18 protein-coding genes are annotated in these 21,292 nt (G+C 55.7%); 15 read left to right on the forward strand and 3 right to left on the reverse strand.

Annotated features, from left to right (window positions below):
• The first annotated feature begins 9 nt into the window (after window positions 1-9).
• From ACTRW9_RS07015 to ACTRW9_RS07030, 4 genes are all read left to right on the forward strand, one after another.
• The gene (locus ACTRW9_RS07015) at window positions 10-519 is read left to right on the forward strand and encodes a DUF2062 domain-containing protein (protein WP_442425743.1); all 510 of its coding nucleotides are present in this window, start codon (window positions 10-12) and stop codon (window positions 517-519) included.
• Window positions 520-1,093: 574 nt separating this feature from the next.
• Window positions 1,094-1,429 (forward strand): hypothetical protein, encoded by a 336-nt coding sequence (locus tag ACTRW9_RS07020; RefSeq protein WP_442425742.1) that lies wholly within the window; start codon window positions 1,094-1,096, stop codon window positions 1,427-1,429.
• A gap of 29 nt (window positions 1,430-1,458) precedes the next feature.
• Window positions 1,459-2,661 carry a radical SAM protein gene (locus ACTRW9_RS07025; protein ID WP_442428793.1) on the forward strand — a complete coding sequence of 401 codons (1,203 nt, stop codon included), beginning with the start codon at window positions 1,459-1,461 and terminating at the stop codon, window positions 2,659-2,661.
• An 84-nt stretch (window positions 2,662-2,745) separates the two neighbouring features.
• Entirely contained in the window at window positions 2,746-2,940 is a 195-nt protein-coding gene (locus ACTRW9_RS07030) for a hypothetical protein (protein ID WP_442425740.1), read from the forward strand.
• 36 nt (window positions 2,941-2,976) lie between these two features.
• On the opposite strand, the gene ACTRW9_RS07035 is transcribed toward ACTRW9_RS07030, so the two are convergent.
• A complete protein-coding gene (locus ACTRW9_RS07035) occupies window positions 2,977-3,378 on the reverse strand; it encodes a hypothetical protein (RefSeq protein WP_442428794.1) in 402 nt (133 codons plus the stop codon).
• Window positions 3,379-3,779: 401 nt separating this feature from the next.
• Here ACTRW9_RS07035 and hemB point away from each other — a divergent pair, with 401 nt between their 5' ends.
• From hemB to ACTRW9_RS07090, 11 genes are all read left to right on the forward strand, one after another.
• Entirely contained in the window at window positions 3,780-4,754 is a 975-nt protein-coding gene (gene hemB / locus ACTRW9_RS07040) for a porphobilinogen synthase (protein WP_442428795.1), read from the forward strand.
• A 142-nt stretch (window positions 4,755-4,896) separates the two neighbouring features.
• A complete protein-coding gene (locus ACTRW9_RS07045) occupies window positions 4,897-5,547 on the forward strand; it encodes a helix-turn-helix domain-containing protein (RefSeq protein WP_442425737.1) in 651 nt (216 codons plus the stop codon).
• Window positions 5,548-5,551: 4 nt separating this feature from the next.
• Window positions 5,552-6,445 (forward strand): hypothetical protein, encoded by an 894-nt coding sequence (locus ACTRW9_RS07050; protein WP_442428796.1) that lies wholly within the window; start codon window positions 5,552-5,554, stop codon window positions 6,443-6,445.
• An 18-nt stretch (window positions 6,446-6,463) separates the two neighbouring features.
• The gene (locus tag ACTRW9_RS07055; protein WP_442428797.1) at window positions 6,464-8,527 is read left to right on the forward strand and encodes a transglycosylase domain-containing protein; all 2,064 of its coding nucleotides are present in this window, start codon (window positions 6,464-6,466) and stop codon (window positions 8,525-8,527) included.
• On the forward strand, window positions 8,508-10,067 hold the full coding sequence (locus ACTRW9_RS07060) for an SPOR domain-containing protein (RefSeq protein ID WP_442428798.1): 1,560 nt from the start codon (window positions 8,508-8,510) through the stop codon (window positions 10,065-10,067). Before ACTRW9_RS07055 ends, ACTRW9_RS07060 begins: the two co-directional genes overlap by 20 nt.
• A 31-nt stretch (window positions 10,068-10,098) precedes the next feature.
• Entirely contained in the window at window positions 10,099-11,409 is a 1,311-nt protein-coding gene (locus ACTRW9_RS07065) for a glucose-6-phosphate isomerase (protein ID WP_442428799.1), read from the forward strand.
• Between the two features lie 4 nt (window positions 11,410-11,413).
• Window positions 11,414-12,664, forward strand: coding sequence for a transaldolase family protein (locus tag ACTRW9_RS07070; protein ID WP_442428800.1), 1,251 nt, complete (start codon window positions 11,414-11,416; stop codon window positions 12,662-12,664).
• Window positions 12,665-12,668: 4 nt separating this feature from the next.
• Window positions 12,669-13,670, forward strand: coding sequence for a glucokinase (gene glk / locus ACTRW9_RS07075; RefSeq protein WP_442428801.1), 1,002 nt, complete (start codon window positions 12,669-12,671; stop codon window positions 13,668-13,670).
• A gap of 51 nt (window positions 13,671-13,721) precedes the next feature.
• On the forward strand, window positions 13,722-14,930 hold the full coding sequence (locus ACTRW9_RS07080; protein WP_442428802.1) for an argininosuccinate synthase: 1,209 nt from the start codon (window positions 13,722-13,724) through the stop codon (window positions 14,928-14,930).
• A 28-nt stretch (window positions 14,931-14,958) separates the two neighbouring features.
• The gene (locus ACTRW9_RS07085; protein ID WP_442425729.1) at window positions 14,959-16,359 is read left to right on the forward strand and encodes a sigma-54-dependent transcriptional regulator; all 1,401 of its coding nucleotides are present in this window, start codon (window positions 14,959-14,961) and stop codon (window positions 16,357-16,359) included.
• On the forward strand, window positions 16,349-18,397 hold the full coding sequence (locus ACTRW9_RS07090; RefSeq protein ID WP_442428803.1) for a penicillin-binding protein activator: 2,049 nt from the start codon (window positions 16,349-16,351) through the stop codon (window positions 18,395-18,397). The genes ACTRW9_RS07085 and ACTRW9_RS07090 overlap by 11 nt, the downstream gene beginning before the upstream one ends.
• Here ACTRW9_RS07090 and ACTRW9_RS07095 read toward each other — a convergent pair.
• Both ACTRW9_RS07095 and ACTRW9_RS07100 read right to left on the reverse strand, forming a co-directional pair.
• Window positions 18,394-20,820 (reverse strand): penicillin-binding protein 1A, encoded by a 2,427-nt coding sequence (locus tag ACTRW9_RS07095; protein ID WP_442428804.1) that lies wholly within the window; start codon window positions 20,818-20,820, stop codon window positions 18,394-18,396. The two genes, ACTRW9_RS07090 and ACTRW9_RS07095, sit on opposite strands and share 4 nt — an antisense overlap.
• Window positions 20,821-20,861: 41 nt before the next feature.
• On the reverse strand, window positions 20,862-21,275 hold the full coding sequence (locus ACTRW9_RS07100) for a DUF5069 domain-containing protein (RefSeq protein ID WP_442425726.1): 414 nt from the start codon (window positions 21,273-21,275) through the stop codon (window positions 20,862-20,864).
• Window positions 21,276-21,292: the final 17 nt, after the last annotated feature.

The raw sequence follows: 21,292 nt of genomic DNA on the forward strand, positions 1-21,292 counted from the left end.
AAAAGAACTATGGAATCCATTAAAAGAGCCTGCAAATATTTTTACTATCGGTTCATCCGGTTGCAGGCGAGCCCCGAAAAGCTGGCATGGGGGATGGCGTTGGGCCTGTTCATCAGCACGACGCCCACGTTTGGATTCCAGATGGCTCTGGGTTTCGTGACAGCCGCGTTCTTCCGGGTCAGCAAGCTGTGCGCCCTGATCGGGGTGCAGGTCACCAACGCCCTCACAGCTCCTTTCGTCTATGCAGGCACCTATTACCTGGGGGCGGTGATTCTGGACCGCCCGTTCAAACAGGAATACCTGGAAAACCTGTCCTGGGGCAGTTTGTGGGAGATGGGACCGGATGTGTTTGCTTCGCTTTGGGTGGGGGGAGTGATTGTAGGGGTTATTCTGGCTGTCATCGGATATTTTGTCGTTCTCGGCATCGATACCAAGGCTCATTTGCAGATTGTGAGGGCCCGCAGGCAGCTGGACAGGATGAAACGAAAAAATCCTCCAATCTTTGAAAAAATTGATTGAATTGTTATCAAAATATTGATACAAACCTATTTCTAAATTGCATCTCAGGCATGCAAGCCAGCAAGTCTTTATTGAGGAGAACATTAATGAGAAAACTGGTGATTTTCTTGATGTTGAGCGTGTTCGCCGTCGCGGCGTCCGGGTGTGAAAATGCCCAGGGACCCTGTCCGCATGGTATTTGTAAGCAATCTTATTATGAGGATAAGGAAGCTCCTCCCAAAGAGTAATTTCGACCCAGTTTACCAGGCCGAACTGGCCTCCCTCCTGGTAGCCGGATAGATATAAGGTGGTACGAATATCCAGGCAGTTTTGCTCCCTGACCCGATTATGGCTGATTGGACTTTGAAGGCCCAAAGTCTGGGGTAGGACTGCCTTTCTTTCTTCCTTTTCCAATCCCGGTGAATTCGTCCATTCGACTCCATGCCCAAGGTGCGCCCGTTTCACTGATTTTTTGACACGGAAAGCAGTCCGTTTGGTAGAATAAACCACTTTCAAGGGTTATTTTTATCCTTGGCGGTCTAGGGACCGTTGGACCCGATATTAGCCAAACTGCAAAAGCTGAGTTGAAGAGGATATGGATCAAGATCCCGTTACCGTAGAAGAAGTGAGAGAGGTCCAGGAGCTGTTCAAGGCAGGGTATCAGTACCACCGGGAGCAGAAGTACAAGGAAGCGATCGCTGAATTCAAAAAAGCCGCTTCCATTCGCCCCATTGACGAAGAACACTTGAATGAACTGGCCAAGCGCCTGAAAGCCATGTCGGTGAAGCTGGTTCAGGAAAGCCTCGCCTACATGGGGTGTGCGACCAATCATTTAAAAATGATGGTGGATCAACTGGACCCGGATGAGCGGGAAGCCGTTCCTTTGGATGAAACGCTGAAAGAACAGTTCGAAAAATGGGATGAAGAATAACCCTCTTCCTTTTTAAAGGGAAGTTGGTTATGGACCAGCAAATCTTGAACGATGTCCTCCGCCAGGAGATCCGGGAGGGTAAGATCCCTCTCAGTCTGGGCAAAACCTGCCCGGTCGAGTGCACTTTCTGCTACGAAAAAGATCACAGCTACCGCCCCACCATCGATGTGCCCCGCACCACGGAGCAACAGTGGCAGAATATCCTTGAAGAAATTAAAAGGATCCCGACACGCCCGGGCCATTCCTGGCTTCTGGGTGGCAATGAATACATGGAATGGACGGACATCTTCCTGCATCCGCGGGTGATGGACTGGCTGGAAGAGTTCCTGGACACGACCGATAAAAGCGTCACGTTTTTTACGGTGGGTTTCGTCCAACCGGAACGCATCCATCGACTGGCCGAGCGTTATCCCGGCCGCATCAGTTTCGAATTGTCGGTCATCACCCTGGGCGAGTACCGTAAAAAGCTTCTGCCGCACGGCCCCACCGTGCGTCAGCTCATGAAAATTCTGGACGGGCCCGCCGTCACCTCCGCCAACTTTTATTCCTTCGGACCCAACACCATGTCCGAAGACGCGAAGACCATTTCCCGCATCAACCCAGACTGCCTGTTGTGGATGGGATGCCTGACGCCGCTAAAGTACATCGACCGGGAAACGTCTGACCTCATGCGTCAAGGGCGACGCTACCTGGCGGAAGAAAGCCGCAAAATCTATTATGCGGACCTTCCCAACACGCAAATGCTCCACACCGAGCCTTACATATCCACCTTTCTTGCGCGCAATAAAATTCTCAAAACCTTCGACGCCTGCGAAGTGGAGAAAAACGACCATGTGGTTGTTTCCGGGTGCGTGTACCGCATTCTCCAAACGTTTCGCCGGCACAGGGCGCGTTTCCTGTATGTGCCGAACGACACCCTGGGAGGCGACTCGGACTGTTCGACCCTGCTCACGTTCAGCGATATTGCCAAACGGTTGACCCACGAGACCCGGGTTTATATTCCCAAGGTAATCATGGAGCATCCCTCGCGCGGGGAAAGGGACATCTCCGGCGTCACGTTCGACGAATTCAAAAGCTGGTTTCCACGAACCCGGTTCCGGATTCTGCACAAGGTCAACACGCAGGTGTCCAACAAGAAACTGTACGAAAAGGGGTATCTGAAAAACTATGTGGAGGATTACCTGGGTAATCCTTTACATAAAAAGCTGGAGGCGGTTCCGCTTCCAAACTGAAGTTTGTTGGGGCCCAATGGGGGCATTGGGTAAACAGGGAGGCTTCCCGTTTCTTGCGGGAAGTGGTTACAGGGGGAATGAAAGATGGAGTATCTGCTGAAAGTGGTTTTTGTCGACAACAGTGAACTGGTGCTGGAAGACACGCAAAAGCATTTTGTCAGTGATGACCTGGAAGTGCTGGAAATCACCACCACCCACGAGGTGCTGATCGTGCCCATGCGCCAGATCAAGTATGTATCCTGCGACGCGACGATATTTAAAGAAGCGGTGCGGGGTTGAAGGGACTGCGCTCCGGAATCCGGAGCGGAGCCTTCATTACATTTTAAGGCGGATTTTTTTCAGCCAGCTTTTCTCATCGAAGCGGTGCATGGCGTATTCCAGGTAACGGAGTTCCGTGTCCGTCAGTCGGCGTCCGTCCACCTGCGGCTGTGCAGGCGGGGTGGTGGCCTCGCCGTGGTTCGGGTCCGGCTTTTCCCCCACGCCTTCCATGCTTCCCGGAAACCGGCCGGCGGCCGATCCCGGAGAACTGGAGTGGATGTATTCGTCCAGCTCCTCCAGACTCAAAAACAGATTGAAGACCGACGACTCGTTGATGTATCCCTTGCCGCCGATTTCTTTCAGAATGCCGCGGATTTCCTCGGAATTGACGATGGCGTTCATGATGGCCTGATTGAAACGCTCGTATACCTCGTCCAGATAAGAATCCTCGGTGTCCATAAAACGACCCCTCCTTCCTTTGCCCGATTGGCAGTCGGGTATTGCTATGTGATTGGCTGCCTTTCCAAAAGCAAGAGCTGTGCCACTCGGGCCTGTGATCGGGCAAAGTCTTTCAGGACCTTTTTTTGAAAGAGGTTATGGGGGTGTTCTGATTTGGGCCTGAGTTTGGGCAAAGCGTTGGGTGTCAAACAATCCCTCGGACAACGGCAAAATTGTCGGCCTCCCCCGGTAAATTTTGACAGGAACATGAGACCCCCTGCATGCACGGGCTGCATCCGGCGGGTACTCTCGAAGGAGCTTCATCTTACATGGGAGATTATTGACTAATTGGGGGATAATGATAAGATCGTCTGCTTTTAAGGACCATTCTGTCACTGTTTTTATTTCAGGTTTCATCTGGCATGCCGTTTCCCATTCACAGACCCCGCCGGCTTCGTAAATCCGCCGCCATCCAGCGTATGGTACGCGAAACCGTGCTGACGCCGGACGACCTCATCCTGCCGTTGTTTGTGTGCGAGGGCAAAGGCGTGCGCACGCCCATCGGGTCCATGCCGGGCATTGACCGCCTGTCGATCGACCTGCTGGGGCAGGAAGTGAAGGAAGCACATTCCCTGGGCATTCCGGCGGTCATCCTGTTTGGCATTCCGGACCACAAGGACGCCCAGGGGACAGAGGCGTACAATCCTGACGGCGTGGTCCAGCGCGCCATCCGCGAAATCAAATCCAAAGTGCCGGAGATGGTGGTCGTCACCGACGTGTGCATCGACGAGTACACCGATCACGGCCATTGCGGACTGGTGGAAGGCGACGAGGTGGTCAACGATCCCACCCTGGAGTTGCTGGCCCGCATGTCTCTCACGCACGCCGACTGCGGCGCGGACATTGTGGCCCCGTCCGACATGATGGACGGGCGAGTGCAGGCCATCAGGAAGGCGTTGGACAAAAACAGCCACCAGAGCACGCTCATCATGTCGTATGCCGCCAAATACGCGTCGGCGTTTTACGGACCGTTCCGCGAGGCGGCGGATTCCGCGCCCCAGTTCGGCGACCGGCGGTCGTACCAGATGGACCCCGGCAACAGCGACGAAGCCCTGCGCGAAGTGGAGCAGGATATCGAGGAAGGTGCGGACATCCTGATGGTCAAACCCGCATTGCCCTATCTGGACATCATCCGCCGCGTACGCGACACCTTTCCCGTACCCCTTGCTGCGTACAATGTGAGCGGTGAGTATTCCATGCTGATGGCCGCCGCCGAAAAAGGGTGGGTCGATGGCGACCGGGTGATGCTGGAAGTCCTGCTCAGCATCAAGCGTGCAGGCGCCCAGATGATCCTCACGTACTCCGCCCTGCCTGCCGCCCGTCTCCTGAACGGTTGAATTTCCCCTTTTTCCCCTACAGCCCTGTCACGGTCCCGGTCATCGGGAGGGTATGGGCTCCATTCCCTTAATTATCTGTTTTGATAAAACTTAGCGCAAAATATATAATGGGAGAGTGGGGCTGGAGAAAGGAGTTTTTATTATGTCCATTCTGGCGCAAAACATGCGGACCATCCGCAAGGAACTGAAGTGCACGCAATCTGCGATGGCGGACATTCTGAAGGTGGGTTTTCGCACCTATGTCCGTTATGAAGCGGGAGAGCGCGATGCCCCGGTTTCCATCCTTGTGAAAATGGCGAGGCTCGGTAACGTTTCCCTTGAGCAGTTGCTGACGCAGAAAGTGGACCGGTTCAACATCACCCCGGTCGACCTGGAAACGTTCAACATGAATCCGCCGGTGGTCAAATCGGCGAACTTCCGCACCGGTCACATCGTGTTCAAAAAGCCCGCGCGCGAAACCCTGCTCACCATTGATGAGTCGGAGAAAAAAGTGCTGTCCCTGTTCCGCAAGATGTCCACGGATGAGCAGAACCGGTGCCTGAAAAACATCGAGAGTCAATTCAAACCGTCTGCCGCATCCACCAAGGCGGTGCGAACGGATGTGGTCAAGGCTCTTCCGGAAGCCCAGCTCCTGGCGGACGAGCCGCAGTCGATGGTGAAAAAACCGCGTCTCAACCGCCCACGAAAGCGAGGTCGTCCGGGGCGCACCCGCGAGGACAAGAAACTCCTGCGGGAAAAGATCGACCGTCTGAAAAAGATCACCAAATCCGCTCCCAAAATCACCGTGAGATGACCGTTTGAAAAATACGGGAATCAGGGAAAACCTCAACGTCGGCCTGTTTTTCTCTATTCTGGTGGTGCTGTGCTTCCTGGAAATCACCACCCACCTTTTTGAGAAAGCCGTTGGCTATTATTTGAAATGGGAAAACCACACGCGTCCCCAGCTCGGCAGGATATGGGAGCGTGACCGGGAAAACCTCGCCGCGCAGAAAAAAATCGAATCTCTCCTGTCCAGTTTGAATCTTCAGGAACGGTCTGCGGAATCGATCCAGTCGCTCAAGGAGTTGTTCGAAAAGCTGTCTCCCTCCAGCCCGCAGGTGGTGTCGCGCCACAAGTTCGTGCAGTTGTATTACGACTTTCCGGGGCAGTGGGCAAAGAACCTGATCCCGTCGTACGACCTCATCGAGATCGACGCGGATAAAAACTGGCAGAGGGTTCTGCTCACCCAGTTCGGTCCGTGGATCACCGTGAGCTTCATCGACAACCAGAACTACCCCATCCGCGAGGTTTTTCTTTCCTCGGACCAGTTGGTGGAAATCCAGAGCACACGCACCGTCCAGCGCGGTCAACTGGAGGACCTTGGCTTCCGTAGTGAGACCATCTTTACGTTGGCGGAGTTCCTTAAAATCTTCAAGACACTGGACCCGGTCACGCAAAAGGCGCTGTTTCCGGATCCGCAGTGGTTCCTGCGGCACAACTACCACATCCTGCGTGTGGGCCTGCAGGAAAATCCGGACTCCATGGGCGGCAGCGGATCGCCCATGTTCGGAATCGAGTACGAAACCGAATTTTTCACCGATGTGTTGCTGACTCCCATTCCCGGCGAAATCTCCAACAACCTGCTGTCCCAGTTTGAAAGGCCGGGCGCCGAGGGCGCCGTGGATCCTGAAACGTTCATGCAGGGTTTTTAAATCATTCGAGGCACCGTCTTGTTCCGACGCGCTCTGGAAAAAACCGTATTCGTGCTGTACACCCTGCTCGTGCTGTTTGTGTGCGTGGCCGCCGGGGTGTACTGGAACATGCGCGACGACCTGCCACAGTTGCCGGACAGCCTGGAGAAAATCAACCTCAGCCTGCCTACCGAAATCTATTCGGCCGACGGGGAGATCATCAAAGTCCTCGGCCAGCGCCACCCGGTGAACCTGGAAAACATCTCACCCCTTTTTCTGAAAGCCATCATCGCCGTCGAGGACTCGCGGTTTTACCAGCACAGCGGACTCGATCACATCGGCCTCGCTCGCGCTCTATACGTGAACCTGCAACGCCGCGCCATCGTGCAGGGTGGCAGCACGCTCACCCAGCAGCTGGCGAAGAACCTGTTCTTTTCGTTCGAGCGCGACTGGGTGCGAAAGGTGAAGGAACTGCTGGTCGCGCTGCAGATGGAGACCACTTTCACTAAAGATGAAATCCTGGAAGCCTACTGCAACCAGGTGTACTTCGGCAGTGGGGCCTACGGCGTGGAGGAGGCGGCGCAGGAGTACTTCGCCAAACGCGCGCAGGACCTCAACCTCCTGCAGGCGGCCATGCTCGCGGGTCTGCCCAATTCGCCCAACAACGCCAACCCGTTCATCAATCCCGAACGTGCCATGCGCCGTACGCAGGCGGTGCTGGCCCGCATGGAGCGGGAAGGATACATCAGCCGTACCGACCGCGAGCAGGCCCTGCAAATGAACCTCGGCCTCGTCAATCCGCGCATCGAATCGAACCCCAACCAGTACTTTGTGCGGTTTGTCATCGACAAACTGGCGGAAGATTACGGCAAGGAGTTTGTGCATTATGGCGGGCTCAAAATCTACACCACGCTTGATACCCGCTTTCAGCAACTGGCGCACCGCTCCGTGGAAACGCACCTCAAATACCTGGAGAAGCGGGAACTGAAATCCGGCCTGAAGGACCCGCTGCAGGCCGCTTTGGTGATGCTCGACAACCGCACCGGTGCCATCCGCGCCCTGTTGGGGGGGCGCAATTATTCGGAGAGCCAGTTCAACCGTGCCGTGTCCAACAACCGCATGCCCGGCTCCGCCTTCAAACCCATCGTGTACATGGCGGCGTTTGAGAAGCTGGGTTACCACCCGGCGACGGTGGTGGAGGACGAACCCACCCGGTTCCCCATTCCCGGAAGCGAACCGTGGGAACCCAGCAACTTCGGCAACAAGTACATGGGCCCGGTCATCCTCAAAAAAGCGTTGATGAATTCGCTCAACACCGTCTCCGCGAAACTGGTGTACAACCTCACCCCGCGCCGGGTCATCCAAACGGCCAGGCAGTTCGGCATCACCAGTCCGCTGGGTGACAACCTGTCCCTGGCGCTCGGCACCTCCGGCGTGTCGCCTCTGGAAATGGCCGCGGCTTACAGCGTCATCGCCAACCAGGGGATACTCAATGAACCGTACTTCGTTCAACGCATTGAGGACTTCCGCGGCAACGTGCTGTACCAGCATTTTTTTCACGGCGTGCAACGGTTCTCGTCGAAAACCGTCTATCCGCTTCTCAACATGATGCAGGGCGTCATGGACGAAGGCACCGGGCGTGTGGTGCGGCAGTTGGGATTCCACCACCCCTCCGGCGGCAAGACCGGCACCACCAACGATTACAAGGACGCGTGGTTCATCGGATTCACCAAGGAATACGCGGCGAGTGTGTGGGTGGGTTACGATAACAACCAGCCGGTGATCGATAAAAACGGCAACGGGCTGACCGGGTCGCGCGGCGCCGCCCCCATCTGGGCGTACTTCATGGACAAGGCGCTGGAAGGCAAGGGGCGGGTGAACTTTCCCAAGCCGGAAGGCATCCAGTTCCAGAGAGTCGATACGAAGACCGGATACCTGCCGGACCTCATGACGATGGAGAAAATGGAAATCGCGGTCAAGGAAGAGCTCAACTTGGAAAAACCGCTGACGCCGGAGGCCGAGGTGATCCCGCCGGTACCGCCGGACAGGGAGGTGACCACCGTTCCCGCTCCCATGGAGGACGATGCTCTACCAAAGCTTTAAATACTATTTTGTGCGCCTCGGCGTCTCGTTTTTCCTGATGATGACGGCGGGCTTCGCCGCGCTGTTTTTCATCCACGAAATCGCCCTGTCCGGCCTCACTTTCGACGACCGCCCCATCAAGTGGGGCGTGGTGGTGATCTCCCTGTTCTTCGGTTTTCTGGTGTTCGGCATGTTCGGCGAACACCGCTTCATGAAGGCGCTCGACGGCCTCAAATGGATCGACCTCCAGAGACCGATGAAGGAAGTGGTGCCGAAGTTCGAAGCGCTCATGCGTTTCACCGAATCGTCTTACTTCCTGCCGGGCCACGGCCGCAGGTTGAAAGAAAAGGTTGTCCGTCAGTACGCGCAGTACCTGCTCAGCATTGGAGCGGAAGACCGGCAGGCCCTCAATATTTACCTCAAGGCGTTTCTGCAGGACCCGTCGGAGACGGCGTACCGGGACATGATCGTCTCCGTGCTGACTCAAAAAGGAAACCTCGAGCATGCGGAAATCGATCTCCTGCTTCTCATCCTGACCAAAGAAAGGTACGCGGACCGGGAGATTCTGAACTTCCTCGTTTCCATTTTTCTGCACCAGCAGACGTTCTCCAACAAGTCCGAACCGGTGTTCCTGCAGGCGCTGGAGAAAAATGCGCCGCAGTCGGATGAGATCATTGCTTTCCTCCTGCCCATTCTTTCCCAAAAGGAGCGGAAGGACCCGTATTCGGTGCAGTTTTACCTGAACGCGCTCGATCATGCGCAACCGGACCAGAGAACAGTGCTGGAGAATCTCATCGCCTCCAGCTTCTGCGAGGAACGGTTCCGCGTGGTGGACCCGGTCCTGCACCAGCGGTGCGAAGCGGTGTTCCAGCGGCTGGCCCCCGACCGGCAGACGCAGTTGATGACCGCCGCCAACGAGCGTACATTGGCCGAGAAATGGAAACAGGTAAAACTGTTGCGCGGAGAGGACGTCCGTCAGGTCCAGCGAATGAACCGGGAAACCGGAGTGGAACGTTCCTTCGGTTCGGTCCTGTGGCAGAAACTGGGTGGTGTGACCGCCGCTGGACGTGAGGCCCTGCGGGCGTCGGTATTTAGATTGTTCGACGGCCTCAACTGGCTCGGCGGCCTGCCGCTGAAATACAAACTCAATGCCTTGTTTGTTTTGATAGGGGGTGTGGCCCTGGTCGTGTGGATGGGGCAGGGCGGGGGGCTTTCCGGAGAAACACCGAGGAATGAAGAAACGGCAAAACCGATCGCCGTGCCGCCGACCAATCAGGCCCAAAAGGGCGTTGCAAAAATACATTCCATCCAGGTCGCCGCTGTTAACCGGAAGGCCAACGCCGACGAGATCGTAGGGGCTCTCAAACGTAAGCAGGTGCAGGGCGTTTATGTGGTGAAAACGAAACGGAAATCAAACGGTTACTGGTACAAGGTGCGCATCGGCAAGTTCGGTTCGGTGGACGAGGCGCAAAAATACGCGCAAAACCTCGTCGAACAAAATATAATCAGTAATTACTTCCTGGTCTCGCTGGGGACCGAAAACAAAGCCCCACGCGGTTGAATCGGAATCATCTAAAACCTGTCCAAACCACATGAACAACCTCACCCTCAACATCGACAACCTCAAACCCTTCGTTTCCGACGAAGAACTGAGCAGCTTGCAGGGAGAGGTCGATCGGGTCCACCAGCTTCTCGAGTCGGGAAAGGGGCCGGGCAACAATTACCTGGGCTGGCTGCATTTACCATCTCATATTGAAGAAGCGGAAATCGCTGCCATCGAGGAAACCGCCTCCGCCATCCGTGCACAGTGCGACGCGTTTGTGGTCATCGGTATCGGCGGTTCCTACCTGGGCGCCCGGGCGGCGGTCACCTTCTGCCAGCCCCTGCTGGGGGGAGCTCAAAAAGCGCCGGAGATCTTTTACGCCGGGCACAACATCAGCGGGGATTACCTCTCTGATCTGGTGGAGACCCTTCGCGGCCGGAGGGTGTGCCTGAATGTCATTTCCAAATCCGGCACGACGACGGAACCAGCCATTGCCTTCCGCATTCTGAAAGAATTGCTGGAAAAGGAAGTGGGGGTGGAGGAGGCGAGGAAGCGCATTGTCGCCACCACCGACCAGAGAAAAGGGGCCCTCAAGCAACTGGCCGATGCCGAAGGGTATAAGACTTTTGTCATTCCCGACGATGTCGGCGGACGCTATTCCGTACTGACGCCCGTGGGTCTGCTCCCCATCGCGGTGGCGGGGATCGATATCCGCAAGCTCCTGCAGGGTGCCCGGGACGAAGAAGCCGCGACCACCGCCAATTCGGATATCAGGCACAACGCCGCCTGCCGCTATGCGGCGGTGCGGCACCTGCTTTACCTGCGGGGCAAGACCACCGAGGTGATGGCGTCGTTTCATCCCGCGCTCCAGTACGTGGCGGAATGGTGGAAGCAGTTGACCGGCGAAAGCGAGGGCAAGAATCACCGCGGGTTGTATCCCGCATCGGTGGAGTACACCACCGATTTGCACTCGATGGGGCAGTGGATGCAGGAAGGCCAGCGCACCATTTTTGAAACGTTCCTGCGCGTGGGTCTCTCCAACCGGGACCTGAAGATTCCAAAGATGGAGGACGACCGGGACGGCTTGAATTACCTGGCAGGGAAGAAGCTCGATTACGTTAACGAAAAGGCGTACGAAGGCACCGCCCAGGCGCATCTTGCTGGCGGGGTTCCGAACATGACCCTCACATTGAACAACCGCGAGCCGGAAACACTGGGAGAATTGTTTTATTTTTTCGAAAGGGCCATCGCCCTGTCAGGATACCTGCTGCACGTGAACCCCTTCGACCAGCCGGGAGTCGAATTTTACAAGAAGAACATGTTTCAACTATTGAACAAACCAGGATACGAAAAGAGGTAATCACATGGGTACCATCAGCAAAGAACTGGACGACCTCGTGCACAGCATCGCCGCGCGAAAGATCGACGGAGGCGATGTCTCCGGCCAGTATGAAAGCGATCCCCTGCTTGCACGGCTGAAGGAGTTGGGAAGCGAGTTGTGGATCGACACGGGCGACCTGGAACTGGCCAAATCCATCTGGCATCGGGAACTGTCCGCACTCACCACCAACAACACCCTCGCCAACCAGGTGGTGCAGACGGGCATCATGGACGACCTCATCAAGGAAACCGTGGAGAAGCTCAACGCCGCCGCCTCCGGCTGGTCGGAGGACGAACAGGTCCGGGAAGTCGGGTTCGTCATCAATTGCCGTATCGCTCTGCGCCTGGTGGAAGCCTTCAAGGTGAAGGTGAGCGTCGAACTGCATCCCAAGGTGTCCCGCGACCTGGAAGCGACGCTCGACTACGCGCGCCGTTACTACAAGGTATGCCCGGAATACTTCATCGTGAAAATCCCGCTGACGCCGGAGGGTTACCTGGCCGTCCGCACCCTGCGTAAAGAAGGCATCCCCATCAATTTCACGCTCGGTTTCTCGGCGCGCCAGAACTACCTGGCCGCCCGGTTGTCGAATCCCAATTACCTGAACGTGTTCCTCGGCCGCCTGAATGCCGTGGTCGGCGACAACAAGCTGGGCGATGGATCGAACATCGGTGAGAAGGTCACCTTCGCCACCCAGCACGCGGTACGGGAGGCGGGCAAGCAGGACAAGCAGGTGACGTCGAAGCTCATCGCGGCGAGCATCCGCAATGGCGACCAGGTGGCGGCGCTCGCCGGGGTCGATGTGCAGACCATTCCGCCCAAGGCCATGCAGGAGTTCCAAAAGTCGGGACGCAAACCGGAGGAGGTCAAAAACATTCTCAATACCGACCTGAAGCCTGGCGTGGACATGTCCGGCGGCTGGGGCAATCAGGTGGCCCGGTTGTGGCAGGTGGAAGACACGTTCAAACAGTTCGTGGACACGCTTTTGAAAGACGGTAATCCCGACGGCATGGGCGGCGAGGATCTGGTGAAATTCAGCGAGAAGTCAAAGGTTGACCTGTTTCACCGTTTCTCCGATGGCGACCTCAAAAAGATTTACGATCATGGGAAAATCCCCCAGCTTGCCGACTGGCCGGAAACGGTTGCGCTGGATGATTTGATGACCCAGTCCGCCCTGCAATCGTTCACCAAAGACCAGGACGCGCTGGACGACCGCATCCGGTCGTTTCTGAAATAGCGCGATGATCCTGGCCGGTGATATCGGCGGCACCCACTTCCGCCTGGCCTTGTTCCGGGACGAAGCGGGGGTGCTGGAGATCGTTCACGAATCCCGTTACAAGAGTCGGGAATTTGCCGATTTCACCGCCGGGTTGGAGCGGTTTCTTTCTGAATCCAAACCCGGGTCCCTGACTCACGCCAGTTTCGGCATCGCCGGTCCGGTACGGGACGGGCGCTGTCAGGTCACCAACCTGCCGTGGGTGGTGGACGTCCGCGACCTCAAAAAGTCCCTGAAACTGGAGAAGGTGGCGCTCATCAACGATTTTGCCGCCCAGGCTGCATCCATACCTTACCTCGGTGAGCAGGATGTGACGGTATTGCAGGTGGGTGAAGCCGATTCCACGGGAAATGTGGGCATCCTGGGAGCGGGGACGGGCCTGGGACAGGCCGTGCTGGCCCCGGTGGAGGGCGGTGACCGTTTCGCGATCATTGAATCCGAGGGGGGGCATGTTGATTTTCCCGCCCAGACCCCCCTCGAAGCAGAGCTTGTCCAATTCCTCAATAAACAGTATCATCGGGTCTGCGTCGAGCATGTGTTGTCCGGGTCGGGGCTGGAATCCCTTTACGCGTTTTTCCTGACCCGCCACCCGGAACCGCCACCCGGCTGGCTGGAGGCGGAACTGCAACACGGCGACCCGCCGGAAGTCATTTCCCGCGTGGGAATGGAACAGGGGTTCCTTCCCTGTGAGCAGGCGCTGGACCAGTTTGTGAGCAGTTTCGGTGCGGTGGCCGGGAATCTGGCCCTGCAGGTGGTGGCCCGCGGCGGCATATTTCTCGGCGGTGGCATTGCCCCTCGAATCCTGCCCCGCTTGAAGTCCGGGCCGTTTCTGGCAGCGTTTTGCGACAAAGAAAAATTCGAATCCTGGATGGGTGCTGTCCCGGTGAAGGTGATCACCAACGACCGGTGTGCCTTGCGGGGTGCGGCCCACTACATCATCCAGGCCGGCCGGTTTCTACGCGGCTGAACGGGGGCTGTTTTAAAAAGGCGATATTCAATTGTATAGAATGCGAGAATCATGACCGACAAACTGAACAAAATCGTGCTGGCTTATTCCGGAGGACTGGATACCTCCGTCATCATTCAATGGCTCAAAGAGAAATACCACTGCGAGATCATCGCCTACTGCGCCGACATCGGCCAGGGAGCAGAGCTGGAACCGGTGCGGGAAAAAGCTCTCGCCACCGGGGCGAGCAAGGTGTTCGTTGAGGATCTGAAAGAAGAGTTTGCGCAGGATTTCCTGTTTCCCATGCTCCGCGCCAACGCTTTTTATGAAAACCATTACCTGCTGGGAACGTCGATCGCGCGTCCCCTGATCGCCAAGGAACAGATCCGCATCGCCAACCAGGAAGGTGCGGAGGGTGTGTCCCACGGCGCGACCGGCAAGGGCAACGACCAGGTTCGCTTCGAGCTCACCTACATGATCCTGAAGCCGGATGTGGTCATCATCGCACCTTGGCGGGAATGGGACCTGGACTCGCGGAGCAGCCTCATCGACTACGCCACAAAGCACAACATCCCGGTGCCCGTCACCAAGAAAAAGCCGTACAGCATGGACCGCAACCTGTTTCACATCAGCTACGAAGGCGGGGTGCTGGAGGATCCGTGGTACGAGCCGGACGCCGATATGTTCCTGATGACGAAGTCACCGGAAGACGCTCCGGACAAACCGACGTACATCGAAATCACCTACCAGCAGGGCAATCCCATCGCCATCAACGGCGAGGCCATGAGCCCGGCCAACCTGATCGCCACGCTCAATGAGTATGGGGGGGATAACGGCATCGGACGCATCGATATCGTGGAAAACCGCTTTGTAGGCATGAAATCGCGCGGCGTGTATGAGACTCCCGGCGGCACCATCCTGCATGCGGCTCACCGGGCGCTGGAGACCCTGGTGATGGACCGCGAGATCATGTTCCTGCGGGATTCACTGATCCCCACCTACGCGCGGCTCATTTACAACGGACTCTGGTACTCCCCGGAACGGGAACTGTTGCAGAAGACCATCGACGAGACACAGGTTCACGTCAACGGCACCGTCCGCATGAAATTGTACAAAGGGAACTGCATCCTGGCCGGGGTGAAAGCCGAGAAATCCCTGTACTCCAAGGACATGGCCTCCTTCGAAAAGGACGACATCTACCGGCAGGCCGATGCCGAGGGATTCATCCGCCTCAACGCGCTGCGCCTCAAACTGTACTCACAAACTTTTGGCAATATGTAAATCAATCCCTTACACTGAATTCAGGGATATGAGCAAAATACTGGTTGTCGAAAATGAAAAAAGCATGCGCGACCTGCTGACCATCGTTCTGGAAAAGGACGGTCACGAGGTGGAAACTGCGCGCAATGGCGAAGTGGCGGTGGACATGATCCAGGAGCACCAGTACGACGTGGTGCTGACCGACATCAACATGCCGCGCGCCAACGGCATCGATGTGCTCGATGCCGTCAACCGCGTCCTGCCCGGCACCCCTGTGATCATGATGACTGCCTACGCATCCGCAGAGACGGCAGTCGAGACCATGAAAAAAGGGGCCTACGATTACCTTTCGAAGCCTTTCAAAATCGAAGAGCTGCAACTCATCATCAAAAATGCGGCGGAGAAAAAAAGGCTGGCTGACGAGAACACCTACCTGAAAAGCGCACTCAAGGACAAGTACCAGTTTGCCAACATCATCGGCAAAAGTGAGGGCATGCGGCAGGTGTTCGATTACATCAACAAAGTGGCCAACAGCAACGCCACGGTGTTGATCGGCGGTGAAAGCGGAACCGGCAAGGAACTGGTCGCCAAGGCCCTTCATTACAACAGCAATCGTAAAAACTATCCTTTTATTTCCATCAACTGCGGTGCGATGCCGGAGAACCTGCTGGAGAGCGAACTGTTCGGACACGAAAAAGGAGCTTTCACCAGCGCCGACTCCACCAAGATTGGCCTGATGGAGGCGGCTAACAAGGGAACCTTTTTTCTCGATGAAATTTCCGAAGCGCCTTTGTCGATCCAGGTCAAGCTCCTGCGTGTGCTTCAGGAAAAAGAGTTCACCAGGGTCGGCGGCACCAAGCCCATCAAGGTGGACCTGCGCATCATTGCCGCTTCCAACCGGGACCTCTCGCAGGCGGTGAAAGACAAGGAGTTTCGGGAAGACCTGTATTATCGCCTGAAAGTGATTCATATCCAGATCCCCCCTCTGCGGCAGCGCAAGGAGGACATCTCCCTATTGGTCCATCACTTCATCACCAAGTATTGCGAGGAATACCAGGGGGAGAATAAACTGAAGTCGATTTCGCCGGAGGCGGTCAAGGTGCTTGAAAATTACGACTGGCCGGGCAATGTCCGCGAACTGGAAAACGTCATGGAGCGGGCGGTGGTGCTGGAATCCCAGGACACCATTCAGGTCAGCAGCCTTCCGGAGGAACTGGTGGGTGCGAAAACTTCCGTGGCCGACAACATGGTGCCATCGCTGACGGACGAGCCGATCGATCTTGAAAGCACTCTGGACAAGATCGAAAAGAAAATGTTGCTGGGTGCCCTTGATAAATCCGACGGCATGATCAACAAGGCGGCGCAACTTTTGAATCTGAGTTTCCGTTCGATGCGTTACCGCGTCAAGAAACACAACCTGAAGGGTAAAATGGATAAAGATGAAGGTTGAAGCGCGCGACGGACAGGTTCCGCGAAAAGCAAAACGTGCGGTCACCGGGCGGTTTCATTCGGTGATCCTTTTTTTATGCCTTTTCCTGTTGCCCGGTCCCGGGCTGACGCAGGAGAAGTCCGGCCTTGATCCGCGGAGTTCGCTTTTTTACCAGGGCGAGACGCTGTTTCATAAAGGCGATTTTCTCGGCGCCAAGGCGGTGTTTGAAGATTTCCTGGATTTGTACCCCAACGAGCCTCGTCGCTCGAAAGCGTTTTTTCGACTTGGGCAAATAGAAATCAAGAACAGATATTATTCCTCCGGCCTCAAGTATTTTGAGCTGTTCACCGAACACTTTCCGCAATCCACCTGGAACTATCACGCTCAATTGAAGATGGCTGAATGCCTGTTTCACATGGAGCGCTATGAGGAAGCGGAAAAAAGGTTTCGTGCCACTATCAAGGTCAATCCAGACGTCACCCACAAATGGGAAGCCTATTCCTACCTTGCCCGGCTCGACGACCTGCGGATGAATTATGACGACGCCCTGAAAAAGTTCAAAAAAATAATTGAAAAGGGTAGCGATGAGCAATTGTTGGAACACGCCCGGCAATCCGTAGAAACCATAGTCGAGGACAAGCTGACCAAGCAGCAATTGCTGAACCTGAACCGAGTGCTGGGCGCGGAATACCCGGGTGACCTGATTCTAAAGCGGCTCATTCAAATCTACCGGAACGAGCGGGATATTGGCAATTATCAGATTGCGTTGGAAAATTTCATCGTGCGGTTTCCTGATCATGAGTTCAATGAAGAGGCGAGATTGGCCTTGCAGGGGCTTCGTGATCAGGAGGAAAATGGAATTCGCATCGGCGTGGTATTGCCGTTGTCCGGTCAACGCGCTCTTGTCGGGCAGCAGGTTTTGCAGGGCATTCAATTGGCCTACAGCCAGTTCAGTGCCGCGAACAAACAGCAGATTAAATTGGAAGTGAGGGATTCCGGGCTGGGTCGTGATGCAACGGGGGTGGTGGAAGAACTGGCTCGCGATCCCAATGTTGTCGGCATTGTCGGGCCGATTCTGAGCTGGGAAATTCAGAGTATCATCCCGATTCTTGAAAAATACAGGATGCCGGTTTTTTCCCCGACGGCCTCGACAAGCGGCCTTGCGGATTTGAGCCCGTTCGTCTTCCGCAATGCGCTCACCAAAGAGCTGCAGGCGCGGTTTCTTGCCCGGTATGCGGTGAATCACCTGAATCTGTACCGCCTCGCGGTTCTGTATCCCACGGAATATTATGGCGAGATCCTGCGGGAAGATTTTGAGCGCGAAGTGCGTGCCCTCGGCGGTGAAATTGTCACCTCCATTTCGTATGACCGCAAACAGAATGACTTCCGTGAGCAGATCCTTAACCTGGGCGGGGTCCCCGATGATCGGTTGAAATGGATGGTCAACCGGTTTTTGCGCCGTGGAGCCAAACCTCCACACCTCAATGACAAGGGAAACGTTTCCCGGCCCATCATTGATGGTGGTCTTTTTTCCGGAAGCGATTCCGAGGGATTGAAGGTTGCGCTGGAAGTCAATTACGACGCCATTTTCATTCCCGGATTTTACGATAAAGTGGGGTTGATGATTCCCCAGTTTGCGTTTTACAACATCGAAAATGTTTTGTTTCTTGGGGCCAACGGTTGGAACTCGCCGGAACTGATAGAGATGGCGAGGCATTATCTGAACTCGGTATTGTTTGTGGATGGTTTTTTCCCGGAGGGAAAGGACCCGGAGACCAAAAAGTTTGTTGACGATTTTGAAAAGCGGTTTGGCTCCAAGCCGACTGTGCTCTCCGCCCAGGCGTACGACGCGGCTAATATTTTATTTCAGGCTGTTTTGCAAGGCGGGTTCAATCGGCTTGAAATTCAGAAGCGTTTGTCCGAAATTGAAAACTACCCTGGTGTGTCCGGGGTCACCACCATGCTTCCCTCCGGCGACACGGACCGAAGTCTTGTGAAACTGAGCGTGCGGGAAGGTAGGATCGTCCCTGTGAACGGGCCCACCCCGACCCTGGATTAGAAGTTGTCGTTGCCCAGGATGGCTTCCATCTCTCCAGCCTTCATCGGCAAATTGTCCCGCAAAAACATTTCAAGCTTGGCTTCTGGATCGTCGAAGTTGGCAGCGTTTCCCGTTTCCGGGTTGACCTTCATGTAAACCACCTCGTCACTCACCGGAAAGCTTTTCACCGGCTTGCCCGCCAGCGCTTCCTGCATGAACTGCAGCCAGATGGGGATAGCCGCGCGTGATCCGGTTTCGTTGACCCCCATCGGTTCATCGCGATCCTTACCCACCCAGACGCCCGTTACCAACTCCGGTGAATAGCCCATGAACCAGGCATCGATGTAGTTGTTGGTAGTGCCGGTCTTGCCCGCGATGGGGCGGTTGAGAACCCTCACTTTCTTCCCGGTCCCATTGTCCACCACGCTTTTCATCAGGTCGGTGACAATGGCCGCGAGGCCTGACGAGATCACCTGCTGGCTCTGGGTCTCTGCGTAATAAATGGCGTCGCCCTGGCGATTGTTGATGAAACGGATTGGAACCGGCTCGATTCGCCGGCCCTGATTGGCGAAAACAGCGTAAGCCTTGACCAGTTCATACAGGGTGACGCCCGAAGAGCCCAGGGCGATGGACAGATTGTTGGCCATGGGGCTGTCGATGCCCAGGCGCCGCGCCACTTCAACGGCTTTCGGCACCCCGGTGTGCTGCAAAAGTTTGATGGTCACCACGTTGCGCGAATGCGTGAGCGCGGTGCGAAGCGAAGTGGGACCGTAAAACTTTTCGGAAAAATTGACCGGTTTCCATTTGTCAAAAGTATCTTCTTTTTCTTTAAAGATAATTGGGGAATCGATGACGATACTGGCAGGCGTGTAGCCATCCTCTATGGCCGCCGCGAAAATGATGGGTTTGAATGCCGACCCCGGTTGGCGCACCGCCTGCGTGGCGCGGTTGAACTGGCTTTTCTTGAAGTCGTAACCGCCGACCATTGCCTTGATGTGGCCGTTGGTTGGGTCGAGGCTGATGAGACCCGCCTGCACTTCCGGTTCTTGCTCCAGACTGAGGTTCCATTCGCTCGCGCTTTGCTTTTGGCCCAGTTTCGCCAGGATAACGTCGCCTATGGAAAGTGCCTGACGTGCGCTCTTTATCCGGGACCAGCGGATATCAAGCCGCGTGTTGGGTTCACGCGCCCAGTCCATGTCCTCAAGTTCGATGGTGCCCTGTGCCCCGCCCAGATACACGTTGGCATGATCCTGGCGCACCCGCGTGACCACTCCGTGAATGATGTTGCCTTCAAAGAATAAACCTTTTTCTTCGTCAACCAGATCAGCTTCTTCATTCAGTTTGGTGAGAAGCGCGTCTACCGATTCACGGTGGGTGAGATCGGTTACACGCTGGATCGGGCCCCGATAACCGAACCGCTTGTCCGCTTCGCGCAGCCCGTCACGCACCGCTTTTTGCGCGGCCACCTGGCTGCGGTAATTGAGGGAGGTGTATATTTTCAGGCCGTCCCGGTACAGTTTGTTGGTGCCGTATTTTTCCTGGATGAACTGGCGGATGTACTCCACAAAATAGGGGGCCTTGTTGACCGGGTCCGCGACCTGTCCCAGCTTCACCTCTTCCACCAGCGCCTGTTCCTTTTCCTGTTCAGTGATGAAACCGTTGTGTGCCATACGGCGGATTGCGTGGTTTCTGCGGTTGACCGATTTTTCCAGGTCTTTATAGGGTGAGTAATGGTTGGGTGCTTTGGGCAGGCCCGCGATCAGGGCGCACTCGGCGATGGTGAGTTCCTTGACCGGTTTGCCGAAATAAGTCCGTGCGGCCGCTTCCACGCCATAACTTCCGTGGCCGTAATAAATCTGGTTGAGGTACATCTCCAGGATTTCATCCTTGGTGAACACCAGCTCCATACGGATAGCCAGAATGGCTTCCCGGATTTTGCGTTCCAGGCTTCGTTCGAAAGATAGAAACAGCGTTTTGGATAACTGCTGGGTGATGGTGCTGCCGCCCTCAACCACGTGCCCGGCCTGAAAGTTTTTGATCATCGCGCGGATGATGGCTTTTGGGTCGATGCCGAAATGGTAGTAGAAATTTGAGTCCTCGACCGCCAGCGTAGCCTGTTTGAGGTGGGTCGGGATATCCTTCAACGGTGCGAGGATTCGTTTTTCAATATAAAACTCCGCGATCAATTCATCATTGTCGGAGTAAACGCGGGAGATGGTGCTGGGCTGGTAATCCTTGAGCTGGCGTACGTCCGGCAGCCCCTGGGAGTATTTAAAGTAAATGAACCCGGCGGCGGCAAACCCGATCAGAAGGCCGAACAACGTGAGACCAAGGAACGAGAGCAGGAGCGTGCGTTTCCATCCACCTCCCGATTTTCTGGGGGCGCGGAGGTTGCGTGGAGCGCGCTGGGGGTTCTGGTTTTTGAGGAATTTTTTGTTTGTCATTCAGGTCAGGGAATAGTCTCCCTGTTCCAAGCAGGGAAGGGTCACATTCGGCCCTCTTCCAGGTCGATCAACTCCGCCCAGCTCGTTATGTCGTCCCGGGTGCGGTCGATGGAATTCAGGAGGTTTTTGAATTTTTCCCGTGCTTCGTCGTTGTCCGGCGACGCGTTCAGGATGGCTTCATTGATTTTTTCGAAATCCCGGCGGGACTTGTCCTGTACGAGATACTCGACCCACTCCTCTATGGTGGCTTCGGGAAACGATGCGGCCTTTTCCATGAAGGTATCGGAATCCACGTTCAGGAATTCCAGAATCATTTTGTCGAGAGGGCAGGGATAAATGTATTCCCCCAGTGTGTTTTTGTGACAGGCGCGGGCTTTGTCGATCATTCGCGGTACATGAACCAGCTCCGCAAGCCGTTGTCTTGGACTTCTTGGGTATCTTGCAGTCAAATTCATAAAAGTACGATAGGAAA

The sequence above is a fragment of the Nitrospina sp. 32_T5 genome (assembly GCF_052156635.1).
Taxonomy (GTDB): domain Bacteria; phylum Nitrospinota; class Nitrospinia; order Nitrospinales; family Nitrospinaceae; genus Nitrospina.

Excerpts from the sequence above, each read along its gene's own strand:
- ACTRW9_RS07015 (WP_442425743.1), top strand. The coding sequence starts at position 10 with ATGGAATCCATTAAAAGAGCCTGCAAATATTTTTACTATCGGTTCATC.
- ACTRW9_RS07020 (WP_442425742.1), top strand. The coding sequence starts at position 1,094 with ATGGATCAAGATCCCGTTACCGTAGAAGAAGTGAGAGAGGTCCAGGAG.
- ACTRW9_RS07025 (WP_442428793.1), top strand. The coding sequence starts at position 1,459 with ATGGACCAGCAAATCTTGAACGATGTCCTCCGCCAGGAGATCCGGGAG.
- ACTRW9_RS07030 (WP_442425740.1), top strand. The coding sequence starts at position 2,746 with ATGGAGTATCTGCTGAAAGTGGTTTTTGTCGACAACAGTGAACTGGTG.
- ACTRW9_RS07035 (WP_442428794.1), bottom strand. The coding sequence starts at position 3,378 with ATGGACACCGAGGATTCTTATCTGGACGAGGTATACGAGCGTTTCAAT.
- hemB (WP_442428795.1), top strand. The coding sequence starts at position 3,780 with ATGCCGTTTCCCATTCACAGACCCCGCCGGCTTCGTAAATCCGCCGCC.
- ACTRW9_RS07045 (WP_442425737.1), top strand. The coding sequence starts at position 4,897 with ATGTCCATTCTGGCGCAAAACATGCGGACCATCCGCAAGGAACTGAAG.
- ACTRW9_RS07060 (WP_442428798.1), top strand. The coding sequence starts at position 8,508 with ATGCTCTACCAAAGCTTTAAATACTATTTTGTGCGCCTCGGCGTCTCG.
- ACTRW9_RS07065 (WP_442428799.1), top strand. The coding sequence starts at position 10,099 with ATGAACAACCTCACCCTCAACATCGACAACCTCAAACCCTTCGTTTCC.
- ACTRW9_RS07070 (WP_442428800.1), top strand. The coding sequence starts at position 11,414 with ATGGGTACCATCAGCAAAGAACTGGACGACCTCGTGCACAGCATCGCC.
- glk (WP_442428801.1), top strand. The coding sequence starts at position 12,669 with ATGATCCTGGCCGGTGATATCGGCGGCACCCACTTCCGCCTGGCCTTG.
- ACTRW9_RS07080 (WP_442428802.1), top strand. The coding sequence starts at position 13,722 with ATGACCGACAAACTGAACAAAATCGTGCTGGCTTATTCCGGAGGACTG.
- ACTRW9_RS07085 (WP_442425729.1), top strand. The coding sequence starts at position 14,959 with ATGAGCAAAATACTGGTTGTCGAAAATGAAAAAAGCATGCGCGACCTG.
- ACTRW9_RS07090 (WP_442428803.1), top strand. The coding sequence starts at position 16,349 with ATGAAGGTTGAAGCGCGCGACGGACAGGTTCCGCGAAAAGCAAAACGT.
- ACTRW9_RS07095 (WP_442428804.1), bottom strand. The coding sequence starts at position 20,820 with ATGACAAACAAAAAATTCCTCAAAAACCAGAACCCCCAGCGCGCTCCA.
- ACTRW9_RS07100 (WP_442425726.1), bottom strand. The coding sequence starts at position 21,275 with ATGAATTTGACTGCAAGATACCCAAGAAGTCCAAGACAACGGCTTGCG.